At 61.5% G+C, this 18,074-nt stretch carries 16 protein-coding genes; 3 read left to right on the plus strand and 13 right to left on the minus strand.

Annotation, left to right across the window (positions count from 1 at the left end; all coding sequences use genetic code 11):
• Window positions 1-23: 23 nt before the first annotated feature.
• The 12 genes from BOP93_RS01170 to BOP93_RS01225 form a co-directional block, all read right to left on the minus strand.
• Window positions 24-650, minus strand: coding sequence for a class I SAM-dependent methyltransferase (locus BOP93_RS01170; protein ID WP_104501267.1), 627 nt, complete (start codon window positions 648-650; stop codon window positions 24-26).
• Window positions 651-689: 39 nt separating this feature from the next.
• On the minus strand, window positions 690-1,334 hold the full coding sequence (locus BOP93_RS01175) for a methionine ABC transporter permease (protein ID WP_065893807.1): 645 nt from the start codon (window positions 1,332-1,334) through the stop codon (window positions 690-692).
• Window positions 1,324-2,439 carry a methionine ABC transporter ATP-binding protein gene (locus tag BOP93_RS01180; protein WP_104501268.1) on the minus strand — a complete coding sequence of 372 codons (1,116 nt, stop codon included), beginning with the start codon at window positions 2,437-2,439 and terminating at the stop codon, window positions 1,324-1,326. The genes BOP93_RS01175 and BOP93_RS01180 overlap by 11 nt, the downstream gene beginning before the upstream one ends.
• Window positions 2,436-3,251: a MetQ/NlpA family ABC transporter substrate-binding protein gene (locus tag BOP93_RS01185; protein ID WP_104501269.1), complete on the minus strand. Its 816-nt coding sequence runs from the start codon at window positions 3,249-3,251 to the stop codon at window positions 2,436-2,438. Before BOP93_RS01185 ends, BOP93_RS01180 begins: the two co-directional genes overlap by 4 nt.
• A gap of 144 nt (window positions 3,252-3,395) precedes the next feature.
• Window positions 3,396-4,748, minus strand: a complete 1,353-nt coding sequence (locus BOP93_RS01190) for an LLM class flavin-dependent oxidoreductase (protein WP_104501270.1) — start codon at window positions 4,746-4,748, stop codon at window positions 3,396-3,398.
• A complete protein-coding gene (locus BOP93_RS01195) occupies window positions 4,748-5,941 on the minus strand; it encodes an SfnB family sulfur acquisition oxidoreductase (RefSeq protein WP_104501271.1) in 1,194 nt (397 codons plus the stop codon). The genes BOP93_RS01190 and BOP93_RS01195 overlap by 1 nt, the downstream gene beginning before the upstream one ends.
• A gap of 39 nt (window positions 5,942-5,980) precedes the next feature.
• Window positions 5,981-7,222 carry an SfnB family sulfur acquisition oxidoreductase gene (locus tag BOP93_RS01200; RefSeq protein ID WP_104501272.1) on the minus strand — a complete coding sequence of 414 codons (1,242 nt, stop codon included), beginning with the start codon at window positions 7,220-7,222 and terminating at the stop codon, window positions 5,981-5,983.
• A gap of 187 nt (window positions 7,223-7,409) precedes the next feature.
• On the minus strand, window positions 7,410-8,186 hold the full coding sequence (locus tag BOP93_RS01205; RefSeq protein WP_104501273.1) for a hypothetical protein: 777 nt from the start codon (window positions 8,184-8,186) through the stop codon (window positions 7,410-7,412).
• A gap of 369 nt (window positions 8,187-8,555) precedes the next feature.
• Window positions 8,556-9,302 (minus strand): L-cystine ABC transporter ATP-binding protein TcyN, encoded by a 747-nt coding sequence (gene tcyN, locus BOP93_RS01210; RefSeq protein WP_065893800.1) that lies wholly within the window; start codon window positions 9,300-9,302, stop codon window positions 8,556-8,558.
• Between the two features lie 3 nt (window positions 9,303-9,305).
• Window positions 9,306-9,971 carry a cystine ABC transporter permease gene (tcyL, locus tag BOP93_RS01215; protein WP_032878420.1) on the minus strand — a complete coding sequence of 222 codons (666 nt, stop codon included), beginning with the start codon at window positions 9,969-9,971 and terminating at the stop codon, window positions 9,306-9,308.
• Entirely contained in the window at window positions 9,971-10,765 is a 795-nt protein-coding gene (gene tcyJ / locus BOP93_RS01220) for a cystine ABC transporter substrate-binding protein (protein ID WP_104501274.1), read from the minus strand. Before tcyJ ends, tcyL begins: the two co-directional genes overlap by 1 nt.
• A 281-nt stretch (window positions 10,766-11,046) precedes the next feature.
• Window positions 11,047-12,042 carry a D-cysteine desulfhydrase gene (locus BOP93_RS01225; RefSeq protein WP_104501275.1) on the minus strand — a complete coding sequence of 332 codons (996 nt, stop codon included), beginning with the start codon at window positions 12,040-12,042 and terminating at the stop codon, window positions 11,047-11,049.
• A gap of 166 nt (window positions 12,043-12,208) precedes the next feature.
• Here BOP93_RS01225 and epsC point away from each other — a divergent pair, with 166 nt between their 5' ends.
• From epsC to mgrA, 3 genes are all read left to right on the plus strand, one after another.
• Window positions 12,209-13,135, plus strand: a complete 927-nt coding sequence (gene epsC / locus BOP93_RS01230) for a serine O-acetyltransferase EpsC (RefSeq protein WP_104501276.1) — start codon at window positions 12,209-12,211, stop codon at window positions 13,133-13,135.
• Between the two features lie 792 nt (window positions 13,136-13,927).
• A complete protein-coding gene (gene betT, locus BOP93_RS01245) occupies window positions 13,928-15,889 on the plus strand; it encodes a choline transporter BetT (RefSeq protein ID WP_164484677.1) in 1,962 nt (653 codons plus the stop codon).
• Between the two features lie 150 nt (window positions 15,890-16,039).
• Complete coding sequence (gene mgrA, locus BOP93_RS01250; protein ID WP_104501277.1) at window positions 16,040-17,077, plus strand: L-glyceraldehyde 3-phosphate reductase; 1,038 nt, start codon at window positions 16,040-16,042, stop codon at window positions 17,075-17,077.
• A gap of 148 nt (window positions 17,078-17,225) precedes the next feature.
• Here mgrA and tauD read toward each other — a convergent pair whose 3' ends face one another.
• The gene (tauD, locus tag BOP93_RS01255) at window positions 17,226-18,062 is read right to left on the minus strand and encodes a taurine dioxygenase (protein ID WP_104501278.1); all 837 of its coding nucleotides are present in this window, start codon (window positions 18,060-18,062) and stop codon (window positions 17,226-17,228) included.
• Window positions 18,063-18,074 lie beyond the last annotated feature (12 nt).

Consider the following 18,074-nt stretch of genomic DNA (forward strand, 5'->3'; position numbering starts at 1 on the left):
CATTAGCCCAGGCAATAAATCACTTAAACCCGACGCCACACACTGGCCAACCAAGGCTGCTGCTCCCTTGGCAAACCCGCCGGTCGATAATAATGCTCCAACTCTTCAAACCTGGCCTCAACCAGCAACCCCCGCCATGCCTCCAGATCGTGATAAGACCCATACCGCGGCCCGTTCCAACCTTCCCGGTTGTCACCCCGAGGGTTGGAGCTGAACAGCACCCCACCGGGTTTCAACGCGCCGTGCAGCTCTTTGAGCACCCGGGGCAATTCCTGCTTGGGTATGTGAAACAGCACCGCATTGGCGAAGATCCCGTCAAAGCGCTCGGCAGGCAGGTCCAGTCTCAGGAAGTCTTGCTGCAGCACCTCACAACCACTGTCTTCGCGCGCCATCTGTGCAAACCGCTCGGAACCGTCGAGCCCCACGGCGATGTGCCCCATGCGCGTAAATGTCTGCAAATCGCGCCCCGGCCCGCAGCCGAAATCCAGCACGGTAAACGGCGCCGTGCCCTGGAGATGCCGCAGCAGCGCATCGATGTTCTGGCTGACATCATGATCGCGGGTGCCTTCACGAAAGTCCTCGGCCACGTGGTTGTAATGGCCGAGGGTGGTGGCGGTGATCTGGTTGAGGTCGTCGGGCTTGAGGGTCATGACAGGCAATACCGGGTGCTTGGATTCCCGGACTATACCTCACCGCTTGTTCAGTACCCTCGCCAGTCGATCTCCGCCCAGTTGAATCACCGCCACCAGCACCACCAGCAGCACAATCACCGTCAGCATGATCTGGGTATCGAAACGCTGGTAACCATAGCGGTACGCAATGTCGCCCAGGCCACCGGCGCCAATCGCCCCGGCCATGGCCGATGAGTTGATCATGGTCACCAGGGTGATGGTGAACCCGCCGACGATCCCCGGCAGCGCTTCCGGCAACAACACGTGCCAGATGATGTGCCAGCGCCGGCACCCCATGGCCTGCGCCGCTTCGATCAGGCCATGGTCGACTTCGCGCAGGCTGACTTCGGCGATGCGCGCAAAGAACGGCGTGGCGGCGATCGTCAGCGGAACCACCGCCGCCCACACGCCGTAGGTGGTGCCGACAATCAAGCGGGTAAACGGGATCAGCGCCACCATCAGGATCAGAAAGGGAATGGAGCGGAACAGGTTGACGAAGGCGCCCAGCACCCGATTCAGCGTCGGTGCCTGGTAGATCCCGCCCTTGTCGCTGGTGACCAGAAACACGGCCAGCGGAATCCCCACCAGCAGGGCGATCAACGACGACACGCCCACCATCAACAGGGTGTCGATGGCGCCCTGTACTAAACGATCAAACCACATGGCCCAGCACCTCCACCCGTTGCGCCCAGTTCGCGGCGCGGTTGCGCAGTTCTTCGGCGCTGTGCGGCGATCCATTCACCGCCAGCAGTAATTGCCCCAGGGCATGCCCCTGGATGCGCTCCACACCGCCTTGCAGCAACCGCACGCGGCCGCCGAGGGCCTTGAACAGTGCGGCAAGGTCCGGCTCATCGGCGTCGCTGCCGGTGAACTGCAAGCGCAGCACCACCGCGGCGTCGGCCGACGTGGGGGTGGGTTGCAGGCGGTTTTGCAGTTCGGCCGGCAACCCGTGTTGCAAGGGGGCTAGCAGGGTTTGGCTGACGTCGTGCTGCGGATTGCCGAACACTTGCCACACCGGGCCCTGCTCGACGATACGCCCGTGTTCCAGCACCACCACGCGGTCGCAGATGTCGCGGATTACCGCCATCTCATGGGTGATCAACACGATGGTCAGGCCCAGGCGCTGGTTGATCTCGCGCAGCAGGCCGAGGATCGATTGGGTGGTCTCCGGGTCCAGCGCCGAGGTGGCCTCGTCGCAGAGCAGGATCTCGGGGTCGTGCACCAGCGAACGGGCGATGCCCACGCGCTGTTTCTGCCCCCCGGAAAGCTGCGCCGGATACGCCTTGTGCTTGTCCTGCAAACCCACCAGTTCCAGCAGCTCACGCACCTTTTGTTCACGCTGCGGCTTGGGCACCCCGGCAACTCTGAGCGGCAACTCGACGTTCTGCCACACGGTCTTGGCCGACATCAGGTTGAAGTGCTGGAAGATCATGCCGATGCGCCGGCGCAACGCGACGAGGTGGTCTTCATCGAAGCCGCCGATATCCACCTGATCGATCAGCACGCGCCCGCTGCTGGGTTGTTCCAGGCGATTGATGGTGCGAATCAGCGACGACTTGCCGGCGCCGCTGCGGCCAATGATGCCGAACACTTCGCCACGCTGGATCGCCAGGTCGATGCCGTGCAAGGCATGCACCGTGCCGTCATAGGTTTTACCCAGGTTGATGAAGCGCACGTGGGCACGGTTCAGATCCGCATGCAGTTCGGTCTGCCGGGCGTCCCTGGGCGGTGTGCCCAGGTCGCGCAGTCGGGCATTGGCGGCGGTCATTTTTTAGCTTCCCAGCCGACTTGGTAAAGCTTGCCGAGAGATTTATCCAGGGCTGCGCGTACCACCGGCGAGTGCTGGTAGATGTCGACGAACTTGATCACCCGTGGGTCGGTCTTGCTCTTGGGCTGGATCACGAACTGGATCACGTATTCCGGGTGGTCCAGGCCGTCGAACAGCAACGCCGATTCCGCATCGAAGGTCTTGGACAGGCGGATGTACGCAGGGTAGCCCTGCACCAGGTCGGCGTCGTCATAGGCGCGCACCAGTTGCACGGCTTCCACTTGCAGAATCTTGATTTTTTTCGGGTTGCTGACGATGTCTTCTTCGGTGGCCTTGTAGCCCACGCCCGGCTTGAGGCTGATCAGCCCGGCCTTGGCCAGCAGCTGCAGGCCGCGACCGCTGTTGATCGGGTCGTTGGCGATGGCCACGCTGGCGCTTTCGGGCAGGTCGTTGAAGCTCTTGTACTTTTTCGAATACAGCCCGACGTTGTTGATGATGCCCGGCGCGTAAGGCACCAGGTCAAACCCGGCGGCGGCCTTGGCGTTTTCCAGGAAGGGAATGTGCTGGAAGTAGTTCACGTCGATATCGCCGGCAGCGAGGCTGACGTTGGGGGCGATCCAGTCGGTGAATTCCACCAGCTCCACTTTCAGGCCTTGTTTGCCGGCTTCTTCCGCGGCCGCTTCCAGGGGAATGGCGAAGGCGGCGGTGGTGCCGACTTTCAGCGGCGCATCGGCGGCGAATACGGCCGTGCTGAATAACCCGAAGGCCAGGGCCAGTGCTTTGACTGGGTGGGTGAGCAGTATTTTTTTCATCATCAATTTCCAGTCATAAGGTGTTAGAACAAACAATGCAGATCCAATGTGGGAGGGGGCTTGCCCCCGATAGCAGTGGTTCAGTTGGCAAATGGGGTGACTGACCCACCGCTATCGGGGGCAAGCCCCCTCCCACATTTTTGATCAGTGTCGGTAGGTAGAGCCGGTGTGTTGTTCGGGTAAGCGAGCGCCGCCATGGAAGACTTTTTCGCGCAGCGTGCCCTGGTCATATTCGGTTTTGTACGAGCCGCGCTTTTGCAGCTCCGGCACTACAAGATCGATGAAATCCACATAGCTTTCCGGCGTCACGATGCGCGTCAGGTTGAAGCCATCCAGGCCTGTTTCGCTGATCCAGGATTCCAACTCATCGGCGACCAGCTCAGGCGACCCCACCAGCGTGATATAGCGCCCGCCCAACGCGTGCTGCTCGAGCAATTTGCGCCGGGTCCAGTCGTTGTTCTGCAGGTTTTTGGTGGCCGACTGGATTGCATTGCTCTTCACGTACTGGATCGGCTCGTCCAGTTCGTACTCGGAAAAATCGATCGCCGTGGACGCCGCAAAGTGCGCCACACCGGCCTCGGCGCTGGCGTAGCTGAGGTACTCGGCGTGCTTGGCCCAGGCCAGTTCTTCGGTCGCGCCGACGATCACGTTGAGGCCCATGAACACTTTGATGTCATCCGGATTTCGCCCGGCCGCCACCGCGCTGGCACGCACCTTGTCCACCTGGATTCTGGTCGAGGCCTTGTTCTGCCCGCTGATGAACACGCACTCGGCATGACGCCCGGCGAACTGCAGGCCGCGCTCCGAACTGCCGGCCTGGAACAGCACCGGCGTGCGCTGCGGCGAGGGCTCGCACAGGTGATAACCCTCCACTTGGTAGAACTCGCCGTGATGCTCGACCTTGTGCACCTTGCCCGGCTGCGCATACACCCGCGCCTGGGGATCGTTGACGACCGCGTCATCTTCCCAGCTGCCTTCCCAGAGTTTGTACAGCACCTGCAGGTATTCATCGGCCTGGTCGTAGCGGCGGTCATGCTCGACTTGTTCGTTCAGGCCCATGGCCTTGGCGGCGCTGTCGAGGTAGCCGGTGACGATGTTCCAGCCCACGCGGCCGCGGCTCAGGTGGTCGAGGGTGGACATGCGCCGGGCGAACAGATAGGGCGGCTCATAGGTCAGGTTGGCGGTGAGGCCGAAGCCAAGGTTGCGGGTGACCGCCGCCATGGCCGAGACCAGCAGGAGCGGGTCGTTGACCGGCAACTGGATCGATTCTTTGAGCGGCACGTCGATGGACTTCTGGTACACGTCATACACGCCGACGATATCGGCGATGAACAAGCCGTCGAACAGCCCGCGCTCGAGGGTTTGCGCCAGGTCGGTCCAGTATTCGAGGGTCTTGTACTGGGTGGACGTGTCCCGTGGATGGGTCCACAAGCCGTGGTTGATATGCCCGATGCAGTTCATGTTGAAGGCATTGAGCAGGATTTTTTTCTTGCTCATCAGATCGTCCCCCGCAGCGGCGGGTTTTCGGCGTTGAGGTAGTAATTGCCCACGGCGTGATATTTCCAGCGCACCGGGTCGTGCAGGGTGTGAACCCGCGCGTTGCGCCAGTGGCGGTCCAGGCCGTGCTCGGCCAGGGTTGCCTGGCTGCCGGCCAGTTCGAACAGTGTGCTGCCGGCGGCGAGGGAGATTTCGGTGCTCAAGGCGCGCACTTCGGCGACGGCGATGGAGGCGGCCGCGACGGTGTGGGCCGTGCTGTCGGCCTGGGCGCGATCGAGGAATTCCCCCGAGCGCTCCAGCAACGCTTCGGCGGCGTGCAGGCGAATGCTCAGGTGGCCGAAGCTTTTCAGCGTCAACGGGTCATCGGTGGCCTTGTCGCTGCCTGAGTCGATCCAGGGACGGGTCTTGGTGCGCACAAAATGCAGCGCATCTTCGAAGGCGGCGCGGGCGATGCCGGTGTCGATGGCAGCGTGAAGAATCTGCGCCAGCGGGCCGACGGTGGTCGGGCGTTCGAAGGCGCTCTGGAACGGCACCACATCCCGGGCGTCCACCCACACGTTGTCGAACACCACCGAACCGCTGCCGGTGGTGCGCTGGCCAAATCCGCTCCAGTCGTCGATCACCGTCAGGCCGGCGCTGTCGCGAGGCACAAAGGCCAGTTGCTGGACACCGTTTTCATCCACCACCGAGGTGGGGATGCGTTGCGCGTAGATCGCGCCGGTGGCGTAGAACTTGCGCCCGCTGATGCGAAAACCCTCGCCGTCGCGGCTGAGGCGGGTCACGCGGTCATGGGCGGTCTTGGTGCCCAGTTCTGCCAGGGCGTTGCCAAAGCGCTGGCCGGCCAGCACGTCGGCGTACAGGCGCTGCTGCTGTTCGGGGCTGCCGTTGACCCGCAGCACTTCGAGGGCATAGAAATGGTTTTGCGGGATCTGGCCCAGGGAGGCGTCGGCCTGGGCAATCAGCGCAATGACCTTGGCCAGGGTGACGTTGGACACACCGGCACCGCCGTAGGCCTTGGGCACGCTGATGCCCCACAGGCCGGAGCGGGAAAACACGTCCAGCTCGGGCAACGGCAGGCGACGTTCGCGGTCGCGCTGGGCGCTGTCGCGGCGCAGGTCTTCGGCCAGGTCGCTGGCGACAATAAGGGCTTGTTCATCGCTGGTAATGACCGCGACGTGATGGGAAAGCGTCATGTGTTCTCCAGAAGCTCGTGGAAAAAGTGTTCTGGGCGGTCAGATCCAGGAATGTCGAGCCGGCAACGTGCCGTTCAAGCGGTAGGCACCGATGGCGTGGTACTTCCAGCGCACCGGGTCATGCAGCGTGTGGACCCGCGCATTGCGCCAGTGCCGGTCAAGGTTGAATTCGGCGAGGGTGGCGCGGCTGCCGGCCAACTCGAAGAGCTTTTCGCTGACCAGCAATGACACTTCGGTAGTGAGCACCTTGGCCTCGGCGACTGCGATAGACGCGCGGGCGGCGGACTGCGCGGTGATCGGTGCGGCGCTGACCTGGTCCAGTACCAGGCCGGCCTTGCGCAGCAGCGCCTGCGCGGCATGCAGCTCGATCTTCAATTTGCCGATATCGGCGATGACATACAGGTCGTCGCTGGCCCGTTCGACCTTGGCGTCGATCCAGGGGCGTGAACGTTCACGCACAAAAGCGATGGTGTCCTCGAGGGCACCCTGGGCGATGCCGGCGTCGATGGCGGCCTGGATCAGTTGCGAGATGGCGCCCTGGATATTCGGGCTTTCTCCCAGGCGCCAGTTGTCCACCACCAACTCTGCGTCCACCGGTACCCGGTCAAGCAGTACGGTGCCGCTGGCGGTGGTGCGTTGGCCAAAGCCCGACCAGTCATCGACGATGCGCAGCCCCTCGCTGCCACGGCGCACAAACGCCATGACTTGCTTGCCTTCATCGTTGAGGGCCTTGATGGCCACCCAATGGGCGAACAGTGCGCCGGTGGAGTAGAACTTCTGGCCGCTGACCACATAGCCGTCGCCTTCGGCAGTGATGCGTGCCTTGAGCTCCAAGGTGTTTTTCGTGCCGCGTTCCGGGCCGCCGTTGCCGATGCGCCAACCCTCGAGCACGCTCTGGAACAGGTGCTTTTTCTGGCGCTCGCTGGCGGTGCTCTGCAGCAGGTGCAGGATGCCGAAATGGTTCTGCGGGATCTGTCCGAGAGCCGGGTCGGCCGCGCTGATGATGGCGAAGACCTCGGCCAGGGTCACGAACGAAACCTGCGGACCGCCGTATTCGCGGGGAATGGAAATGCTGCCCAACCCGCTGCGGGTGAACTGTTCGATCTGCGCCCATGGCAATTGGCGTTGCTGGTCGCGCCTGGCGGCTTGCAGGCGCGCGGCGTCAGCCAACTCCTGGGCGGCGCTCAGCGCCTGGGCGTCGTTGCGCAGCACAGTGGCCGGCAACAACAGCGGCGCTGCGTCCACATCACTCTGGGGGGGTGTTAGAGCCAAGTTAGACATCAGCGCCGCTCCTTGGCTGCACGTAATGCCCTGGCGTTATGCACCGGGGTAATTCTGACCATACCGACCTCGCATTCAATGAAATAAAAACAAAAAAATCAGGAATGTCCGGTGGTCCGGTGCATATACCCTAAGCGTGTTTATTTTTTAAATAAACTAACTTTTAGGAATATGCATAGAAGGGTCCTCACCCCGGTTCGCAGGGGGAGCCGAAAGGGCGAGGTCGATACGTGGCCTCGGCCCTGTCCGAGCTCGTGGGAACCCAGGCGGCGATGCGCAAGGTACGGGCCGGCGCCCAGCGCGAATTGTTGCCGACGCTATCCAGGATGCAGTAGGTCACCTCCAGGCGGCAGTCGTCACCGCCTTCGATAATGACGGCTGAAGGCACCCAGACCTGAACTGCCAGGCCGATGTCCCTGGCCTGGATTTTCGGCAGATCCATGCGCACGTCACCCCAGCGCAGCGTGATCGCGTCGCCGCTGGCCATGTTCGCGTAAGGTTCGATGCATAGCGGAATACCGCGTTGCACCTGGCGACTGTTGACGCCCTGGCGGCGGATGGTCTCGGGCAGGCTGACGGGTGCCAGGTTCTGGTTTTCATCACTGTACAGGTTCGACGGCTGCCCGCCTGGGCAGTTGGTCTTGACCCGTACCTGGGTGGTGGCCGAGCGCGCGGGTCCGTGACCGATCTGCATGATCTGGTAGTGAACCCGGGCCGGCCCATCCTGGACAAAGCTTTCCGGCACCCGCAGGTGGGTCGGCGTGCCGATTTTGCCGGCTGTCACCCGGCGTGAAGCGGCGAAGCAGTTGTTCCAGAACAGCTCGATCAGGTCGCCTTCTTCCATGCCGGGGTAAGGGGCGATGTCGACCTGCAATTGAGCCGCCGCATGGGCACTGATGCCGTTTCGAACGGCCTGGGGCAGGGTGGGTGCGGTCAGCATGGCTGGGATTGTAGTGTGCGTCATAAGTGATCTCCTTGATGCAGCCAGCAGCAATCGTTCCGGGCCTTGGGCGCGGGTGCGCAAAGGGGCCGAAAGAACGATTCAGTGAGTAGCCGGGATAGGATCCAATCCTCAAGGCGCTAGATAAGAGGGTTGCTGGAGGAGGGTCAATGGAGGCAAAAGGCTAAACGGCGGGTTTGGCGATATTCAGAAGGGTCTGACGGAGCGGGGGATTTAAAGGCGCTTATGACGGGGGTTTTTACGCGATGAGAGGGTAACCCGTTGTAGGAGCGAGCTTGCTCGCGAAGAACGTTAACGATAACGCGGTGAATCAGATTGACCGAGTTGCCTGAGCGTTTTTCGCGAGCAAGCTCGCTCCTACAGAGGGGGGCGTCAGTGGGCGAGAAATTTGCTCAGGAACTGCCGGGTGCGCTCTTCTTTGGGGTTGGCGAACAGCGCCTTGGCTTCACCCTGTTCGACGATCACGCCCTTGTCGAAAAAGATCACGCGGTTGGCGACATCCCGCGCAAAGCTCATCTCGTGGGTGACGATCACCATGGTGCGGTTTTCTTCGGCCAGGCTGCGGATGGTCGCCAGCACTTCACCGACCAGTTCCGGGTCTAGGGCCGAGGTGGGTTCGTCGAACAGAATCACCTCAGGCTCCATGGCCAGGGCCCGAGCGATCGCCACACGCTGTTGCTGACCGCCGGACAGGCGCCGTGGATACGCCGCTTCCTTGCCCGCCAGGCCAACCTTGGCCAACAGCCTGCGACCCAGTTCGGTCGCCGCGTCGCGGGGCATCTTCTTGACCACGATCGGGCCTTCGATGACGTTTTCGAGTGCGGTGCGGTGGGGGAACAGGTTGAAGTTCTGGAATACAAAACCCACATGCTGGCGCAGACGTCGCACCAGGCCCTGTTGCTGGTTGAGCGGTTTGTTGCTGTCGATCTCGATATCGCCCACTTTGATACGGCCGCTGGTGGGTTCTTCGAGAAAATTCAGGCAACGCAGGAAGGTGGTCTTGCCGGAGCCGCTGGGGCCGATGATGGCTACGACTTCGCCGGCCTTGACCTCAAGGTCGATGCCGTTGAGCACCACCTGACCGTTGAATTGTTTGGTCAGTTTTTCAACCACGATCATGCTTCAAGACTCCAGGTCATGCCGGTTGACCCGGTCTTCCAGACGATTTTGCAGATGCGCCAGGATGCTCGCCAGGATCCAGTAGATCAGGGCTGCGGACAGGTACATGGTGAAAATTTCGAAGGTGCGCGCCGAGACCAGTTGGGCCTGCCGGAACAGCTCGGGCACCTGGATGGTGGCGGCCAGCGCCGTGTCCTTGACCAGTGAAATAAAACTGTTGCCCAGCGGCGGCAATGCGGTGCGCATGGCCTGCGGCAGGATGGCCCGGCGCAATGTCTGCGCACGGGTCATGCCGATACTCGCAGCGGCTTCCCACTGGCCACGCTCGATGGACGCGATGGCGGCCCGCAGGATTTCACAGGCGTAGGCGGCCATGTTCAGCGAAAAGCCGATCATGGCGGCCGGGATCGGGTCCAGCTCGATGCCCACTTGCGGCAAGCCGTAGTAAATCAGGAACAATTGCACCAGCAGGGGCGTGCCGCGAAAGAACGACACGTAGACCCGCGCCGTCCAGCTCAGCAGCTTGAAGCGCGACAGGCGCATCAAGGCCAGGCCGAAGCCCAGCAGCAGACCGAAGAACATCCCGCCCAGGCTGAGGATTACCGTGTAATACGCGCCCTTGAGCAGAAAGGGCGCGGAGTCCAGCGCGAGTTGCAAACCTGCTTCCATTATTGAGTGACGTCAGCGTTGAAGTATTTCTCCGACAGCGTCTTCAAGGTGCCGTCGGCGCGTAGCTTGTCGAGCGCCTTGTTCACCGCGTCCAGCAATTCAGGCTCGCCCTTGCGCAGGGCAATACCCGATTCCTGGCGAGAGAAAGCGTCGCCTGCCGCAGCGGTATCCGGGGCTTTCTTGGCGTATTCCAGAGCGGCCAGGCGGTCGATCAGGATGGCGTCGATGCGGCCGATGCGCAGGTCCTGGAACTTGGTCGGGTCGTCGTTGTAGGTCTTGATGATGGCTTTAGGTTGGTTGTCCTTGAGCCATTGTTCGTAGTTGGTGCCCAGGCCTACGCCGACTTTCTTGCCGGCCAGGTCGTTGGCGGTCTTGATCGCGTCGACGTTTTTCTTCAGCACCAGCGCCTGAATCCCGGACACGGTGTAAGGCTTGGAGAAATCGTACTTTTTCTTGCGCTCTTCGGAGATGGTCACCTGGTTGACCACCGCGTCCAGGCGCTTGGATTCCAGGGCGGCGAGGATGCCGTCCCATGGGGTGGCCTGCAGCTTGACCTTGACGCCCAATTCTTTGGCCAGCGCTTCGGACAGCTCCACCTCGAAGCCGCTGAGCTTGCCGCTTTCATCGACGAAGCTGAACGGTGGGTAGGTGCCTTCCAGGCCGATCTTGATCTCGCCGGCTTTCTTGATGGCGCCCAGTTGCTCGCCGGCAACCGCCTGGCCGAGCATGCCTGCGCCGAGCGCCAGGCCCAATGTGCTGACCAGCAATGTGCGACGCAATAAAGAAATAGTCATGAAGAGCCCCTATGGTTTTTTATGGTGAGCGAAGCCGGTGACGCAGTAGCCGTATCCTGCCTTAAAGCGAGAACCGCGTCTTCGCCTTCGGCGCGATGATAAGGCGGGTTTTTAAGACTTGAAAATAATAAAAATCAAACTTCATATTCGTATTTTGAATATGGATGAGGTCAAGTGTGGGAGGGGGGCTTGCCCCCGATGACAGTGGTTCAGCTACAGATTAGCTGACTGACCCACCGCTATCGGGGGCAAGCCCCCTCCCACATTCTGTCCGCGTTTATTCAGCTGAATACTGAGTCATAGGCAAACAGCGCCGGTGCCCCGCCCGTATGCAGAAAAATAATCGGCCCGTCCCCGAACCGCTGACGCCCGATGCCGTCCAGCAAGCCTGCCATCGCCTTGCCGGTGTAGACCGGGTCAAGCAACAGACCTTCCTGACTGGCCAAAAGTTTGATCGCCGACAACGTGCCCGCGTTCGGTTCGCCATAACGCGGGCCGAAGTATTCGTCCCACAGGATCAGCTTGAATGCCTCGGGCACCTCCACGCCAAGCAGCTCGGCGGTGCGCTCGGCCAGGCCCTGTACTTTCGGGCGCTGGGCTTCGTCGGTGCGCGACACGGTGACGCCAATCACCGGCAGGTTCGGCAGCGCTTCGCTCAGCGCCAGCGCCAGGCCGCTATGGGTACCGGCGCTGCCCGAGGCCAATACCACCGCTGCAAAGTCGAGGCCGCTGTCTTCGATCTGCGCCGCCAGCTCCAGGCCTGCACGCACATAACCCAGCGCGCCGAGGGCATTCGAGCCGCCGATAGGTACCAGGTAGGGCTTCTTGCCGTTGCTGCGCAGGCGATCGGCGAGGGCGTTGAGCTGGTCGTCGACATGGTCGAGGTTCTCGACCAACTCCACCTTGGCGTCGAACAGTTCGAGCAACAGACGGTTACCGTTGCCCAAATAGTTGGGGTCGTCGGTGCCGGTAGGATTTTCCAGCAGTGCGACGCAACCCAGGCCGAGCCTGGCGGCCAGTGCGGCGGTCTGGCGCACATGGTTGGACTGGATAGCGCCGGCGGTGACCAGCGTGTCGGCGCCCTGGGCGAGGGCATCGGCGGCCAGGTATTCAAGTTTGCGCAATTTGTTGCCACCCAAGGCCAGCGGGGTGGTGTCATCGCGCTTGACGTAGATGTCCCTGCCCAACCAGGTCGACAGCCGCTCGAGTTTTTCCAGGGCGGTGGCGCCGCCCAACAGGTCCAGGCGGTTAAAGCGGTCAAGCTGTTGTTTGATCATGGCTACGCACGGTGGCTGAGTAATTGGACGACTATAGGCAGGCACTTTTCATCGGGCAACGGCCAATCGCTTATGTCGGATGGTTCTTGGCCTCATACCATTGGTTCTTAAGGGTTGCCTGGGTGGATACCGTAAAGTGATGGCCATTTCGTCAGGAGTGAATACCGTGAGTGAGCGTTCCAGCCATTGGCAATTGCAGACCATCGTCAGCCAACTGCGCAGCGCCCGGGACCAGTGGCGAACGCGCAACGGTCGCTTGAGCGGCGAACACGGTGGTCGCGAATTACCGTCGCGCGAAGCGGTGGCGCAGATTCTCGAAGCGTTGTGCGGCGCACTGTTCCCGATGCGCCTGGGCCCGGTGGACCTGCGCGAGGAAAGTGAAGACTTCTACGTCGGGCATACCCTCGACGTCGCCCTCAACGCCTTGCTTGCCCAGGCTCGCCTGGAGCTGCGCTACGCCGCGCGTCAGGGTGGCCGGGATGACAGCCAGATCGACGCCGATGCCATTCGCCTGATCCAGGATTTCGCCCTGGCATTGCCGGCGTTGCGCAGCCTGCTGGACACCGACGTACTGGCCGCCTACCACGGTGACCCGGCCGCGCGCAGCGTGGATGAGGTGCTGCTGTGCTACCCGGGCATCCTGGCGGTGATTCACCACCGCCTGGCCCACCACCTGTACCGCGCCGGCTTGCCGCTGCTGGCGCGCATCAGTGCGGAAATCGCCCACTCGGCTACCGGTATCGATATCCACCCCGGCGCGCAGATCGGCCCGAGTTTCTTTATCGACCACGGCACCGGTGTGGTGATTGGCGAGACGGCGATCATTGGTGAGCGGGTGCGCATCTACCAGGCCGTGACGCTGGGCGCCAAGCGCTTCCCGGCGGATGAGGATGGGCAGCTGCAAAAAGGCCATCCGCGCCATCCTATCGTTGAGGATGACGTGGTGATCTACGCCGGCGCCACGATCCTGGGGCGGATTACCATCGGCAAGGGTTCGACCATCGGCGGCAATGTATGGCTGACCCGCAGCGTGCCGGCGGGGGCGAATATTACCCAGGCCAATTTGCAGCATGATGATGGGGCGCAGAAGTAAAGAACCTGCACAAATCCCCTGTGGGAGGGGGCTTGCCCCCGATAGCAGTCTGTCAGTTGATATAACTGGCACTGACCCACCGCTATCGGGGCATAGGTATCTACACAACTCTGTAGCGCTCAACCGTAACCACGATGCGAAGCGAGTCGCTCTTGATCTTGATCTGCTTTTGATCTTGATCTCAGGCGCCCCGTTAAACCACGCTGGCCGAACGCAGGCTTGAATCCGTGGGTAACCCGGCAGGACGCCGGGTTAGCCGCACTGGGCCAGGGATGGCCCATTGCGGCGGCCCACGGATTCAAGCCTGCGTTCGGGCACACCGAGCCTAGGCGAGGTGCCGAGTGGTGGGGCAAGAGCGTTTTGCTTACTTTTGCGCTTTTCAAAAGTGAGCCGCTGTAAAAGCGGAACCATTAGCAGCCGTTACCGCAGAAACGGATATGTACTCGGTCTGATCCAATATCCTGGTCGGCCCTGAGGCAGCCATCGGGGGCAAGCCCCCTCCCACATTTGAATGCATTTCATCTTCACGTCGCTGAACGATTTGCCCCCGTAACCCGTCATACCAATCCCTGAGCTAGTGTAGGAATTGTCTACCACTCAGCCCTGAAATTAGTCCCAGACCGCCCATTCATGTTTAACTTGAACGCTCGTTCAAGTTAAACCGGTGGTTCGCTGCCCGCTCACAACAGGAGGCTTACCTTTGCTGAGTCCGTTATTGACAGCCACATTTCACACCTCGGGGGTGCTGCGTTCATGAGTGCATCGTCCACCCCACCCAGCGGTCTGGTGCGCATGAATGCGCCCGTTTTCTACTTTGCCGCCACGGCCATCCTGCTGTTCGGCATCACGGTCATCGCTATCCCGCAACAGGCCGGTGCCTGGCTGCTGGCGGCGCAAAACTGGGCGGCCAATACGGTCGGCTGGTACTACATGCTGGCGATGACCCTGTATCTGGTCTTCGTGGTGGTCACCGCGCTATCGGGCTACGGCAAGATAAAACTCGGTGCCGACCACGACGAGCCCGAATTCAGTTACCTGTCCTGGGCCGGCATGCTGTTCGCCGCCGGGATCAGCATCACACTGTTTTTCTTCTGTGTGTCCGAACCGCTGACGCACCTGGTGCAACCGCCCCAGGGCGAGGCGATGAACGCGGATGCGGCGCGCCAGGCCATGCAGATCCTGTTCCTGCACTGGGGCCTGCACGGCTGGGGTGTGTTCGCGTTTGTCGGCATGGCACTGGCGTACTTCGCCTACCGGCATAACCTGCCGCTGGCGTTGCGCTCGGCGCTGTACCCGTTGATCGGCAAGCGCATCAATGGCCCGATCGGTTACGCGGTGGATGGCTTCGGCATCATTGCCACCGTGTTCGGCCTGGGCGCCGACATGGGCTTTGGCGTGTTGCACCTCAACTCCGGCCTGGATTACCTGTTCGGCATCGCCCATACGCAGTGGATCCAGGTGGGCTTGATCACCTTGATGATGGGCGCGGCGATCATCGTTGCCGTGGCCGGTGTCGACAAGGGCGTGCGGGTGATGTCCGACATCAACATGCTGCTGGCCTGCGCACTGCTGCTGTTTGTGTTGTTCGCCGGGCCTACCCAGCACCTGCTCAACACCCTGATCCAAAACATCGGCGACTACCTGGGAGCCTTGCCGACCAAGAGTTTCGACGTATACGCCTACGACAAACCCAGCGACTGGCTGGGCGGTTGGACAGTGTTCTACTGGGCCTGGTGGATCGCATGGTCGCCGTTCGTGGGCCTGTTCATCGCGCGGATCTCCCGTGGCCGTACCATCCGCGAATTCGTGTTTGGCGTGCTGCTGATCCCGCTGGGTTTCACCCTGGCGTGGATGTCGATCTTCGGTAACAGTGCCATCGACCAGGTGCTTAACCATGGCATGACCGCGTTGGGCCAGTCGGCCATCGACGAACCGTCGATGAGCCTGTATCTGCTGCTGGAAACCTACCCGTGGAGCAAAACCGTGATCGCGGTCACGGTGTTTATCAGCTTTGTGTTCTTCGTGACCTCGGCCGATTCCGGCACAGTGGTGCTGTCGACCCTGTCGTCCAAAGGCGGCAACGCCGATGAAGACGGGCCGAAATGGCTGCGCGTGTTCTGGGGCGCGATGACCGCCCTGGTCACCAGCGCCTTACTGTTTGCCGGCAGTATCGATTCGTTGAAATCAGCGGTCGTGCTGACCTCGCTGCCGTTCTCGCTGATCCTGTTGCTGATGATGTGGGGACTGCACAAGGCGTTCTATCTGGAATCGCAAAAGCAGATCGCCCAGTTGCATTCGCTGGCACCGATCTCGGCGTCGCGCAAAGGCCGTGGCGGCTGGCGCCAGCGTCTGAGCCAGGCCGTGCATTTTCCGTCGCGCGATGAGGTGTACCGTTTCCTCGAGTCGACGGTGCGACCGGCCATCGAAGAAGTGACGGCGGTGTTTGTCGAGAAGGGCCTGAACGTGGTCACCCAACCGGACCCGGCCAATGACAGCGTCAGCCTGGAAATCGGCCATGGCGAGGAGCATCCGTTCATCTACCAGGTGCAGATGCGTGGCTATTTCACGCCGTCGTTCGCCCGTGGCGGCATGGGTTCCAAAGAGATCAACAACCGCCGTTACTATCGCGCCGAAGTGCACTTGCGTGAGGGCAGCCAGGACTACGACCTGGTGGGCTACACCAAGGAGCAGATCATCAACGACATCCTCGACCAGTACGAGCGGCACCTGCAGTTCCTGCATCTGGTGCGCTGATTCGCGCGCATAAATGCACGTAATAGCGTTCCTCTCAAGTGGGTCTTTGCTGTAAAAGGGAAAGGCAGACTTAAGCGATTCAGCGGGTTAAAGGCCTGGGAATAACCTTATTCCCAGGCCTTCTTTGCCCCAACGCCCAGAGAGGATTCGATGACGTACATTGCTGCCGAAAACCGCTATGAATCTATTCCTTACCGCCGCGTAGGCCGCAGTGGACTGGTGCTGCCGGCACTGTCCCTGGGGCTGTGGCACAACTTTGGCGACAGCACTCCGATCGCCACCCAGCGCGCCCTGCTGCGCACCGCGTTCGACCTGGGCATCAATCACTTCGACCTGGCCAATAACTACGGCCCTCCCTACGGCAGCGCCGAGATCAATTTCGGTCGTTTGCTGCGCGAAGACTTCAAGCACTACCGCGACGAACTGATCATCTCCAGCAAGGCCGGCTGGGACATGTGGCCCGGTCCTTACGGCCAGGGCGGTGGTTCGCGTAAATACGTCCTGGCGAGCCTGGATCAGAGTCTGCAACGCCTGGGCGTCGATTATGTGGATATCTTCTACTCCCACCGTTTCGATGCCGACACGCCACTGGAAGAAACCGCCAGTGCGCTGGCCACCGCCGTGCAGCAGGGCAAGGCGCTGTACATCGGGATCTCGTCTTATTCAGGCGTGAAAACCCGTGAGATGGCAGCGCTGCTCAAAGAGTGGAAAGTGCCGCTGTTGATTCACCAGCCGGCCTACAACCTGCTCAACCGCTGGGTGGAAAAAGACCTGCTCGACACCACCGACGAACTCGGCGCGGGCGTGATTGCCTTCACGCCGCTGGCTCAGGGCTTGCTCACCGATAAATACCTCAACGGCATTCCTGCCGATGCCCGGGTGAATCGTCCGGGGGGAGGCTCGCTGCAGGCCCAGCACCTGTCCGAGGAGAACATTGCCCACGTTCGCGCCCTGAATGAGATTGCCCAGCGTCGCGGCCAGAGCTTGGCGCAATTGGCCTTGGCCTGGACCCTGCGCGATCCACGGGTGACCAGCGCGTTGATTGGTGCCAGCCGGCCGGAGCAGATCATCGAGAACGTCGGGGCGTTGAAGAACCTGAGCTTCAGCGCTGAAGAACTGGCGGAGATCGATCGGTTTGCGCAAGAAGGTGGGATTAACTTATGGGAAAAGCCGTCCAGCGCTGAATGACCCTGACACAGCAGGGTTAAAAAATGTGGGAGGGGGCTTGCCCCCGATGGCGTTGGTCCAGTCACTGTATTTATTGACTGACCCACTGCTATCGGGGGCAAGCCCCCTCCCACATTTGATCTCCTGTGTTGCCTGAATTGAGCATGACTCAGAACGGCACATCGCCCAGGATGGTTGCCCGGTGCATGACGCGGCGCTGTGGACGGTAGTCATCCACCGCGTAATGCTGGGTCACGCGGTTATCCCAGAACGCCACGTCATTTTCCTGCCAGCGCCACCGAATGGTGAATTCCGGGCGAGTGGCATGTGCGAACAACAATTTGAGAATCGCCTCGCTTTCGGCCGGTTCCAGTTCATTGATTCGGGTGGTGAAGCCATCGCTGACGAACAGCGATTTACGCCCGCTCACAGGGTGGGTGCGTATGACCGGGTGCGACAGCGGTGGGTTCTTGCGGCGGGCTTCTTCCCAGCGCGCCAGGTCTTCGGCGGTGTTGCCGAAGCGCTCCAGCGGAAAGGACTTGGTGAAGTCGTGGGTCGCGGTGAGGCCGTTGAGCAATGCTTTGAACGGCTCGGACAACGCCTCATACGCCGCAATCCCACTGGCCCACAAGGTATCGCCACCAAACGCCGGCAGCAGCTTGGCGCTCAGCACCGCGCCGAGGGCCGGGGTGGGCAGGAAGGTCACGTCGGTGTGCCACACGGCGTTGTCGCGCACATCGGTGACGGCGGTGTCGAGGATCAGCACTTCGGGCTGTTCCGGCACGTTGGGGTAGATCGGATGGATGTGAAGGTCACCGAAATTCGCCGCGAACCGCGCCTGCTGCTGCGGGGTGATCGGCTGGTCACGGAAGAACAGCACGGAATGCTTGAGGAGTGCGTGTTCGATGGCATCGCGCAGTTCGGTGCTCAGCGCCCGAGTGATATCGACGCCACTGATCTGTGCGCCGAGCGCGGTGCTTAACGGGGTAACGGTCAGGCTGCTCATTGTATGTTCATC

Source organism: Pseudomonas orientalis, assembly GCF_002934065.1.
GTDB lineage: Bacteria > Pseudomonadota > Gammaproteobacteria > Pseudomonadales > Pseudomonadaceae > Aquipseudomonas > Aquipseudomonas orientalis_A.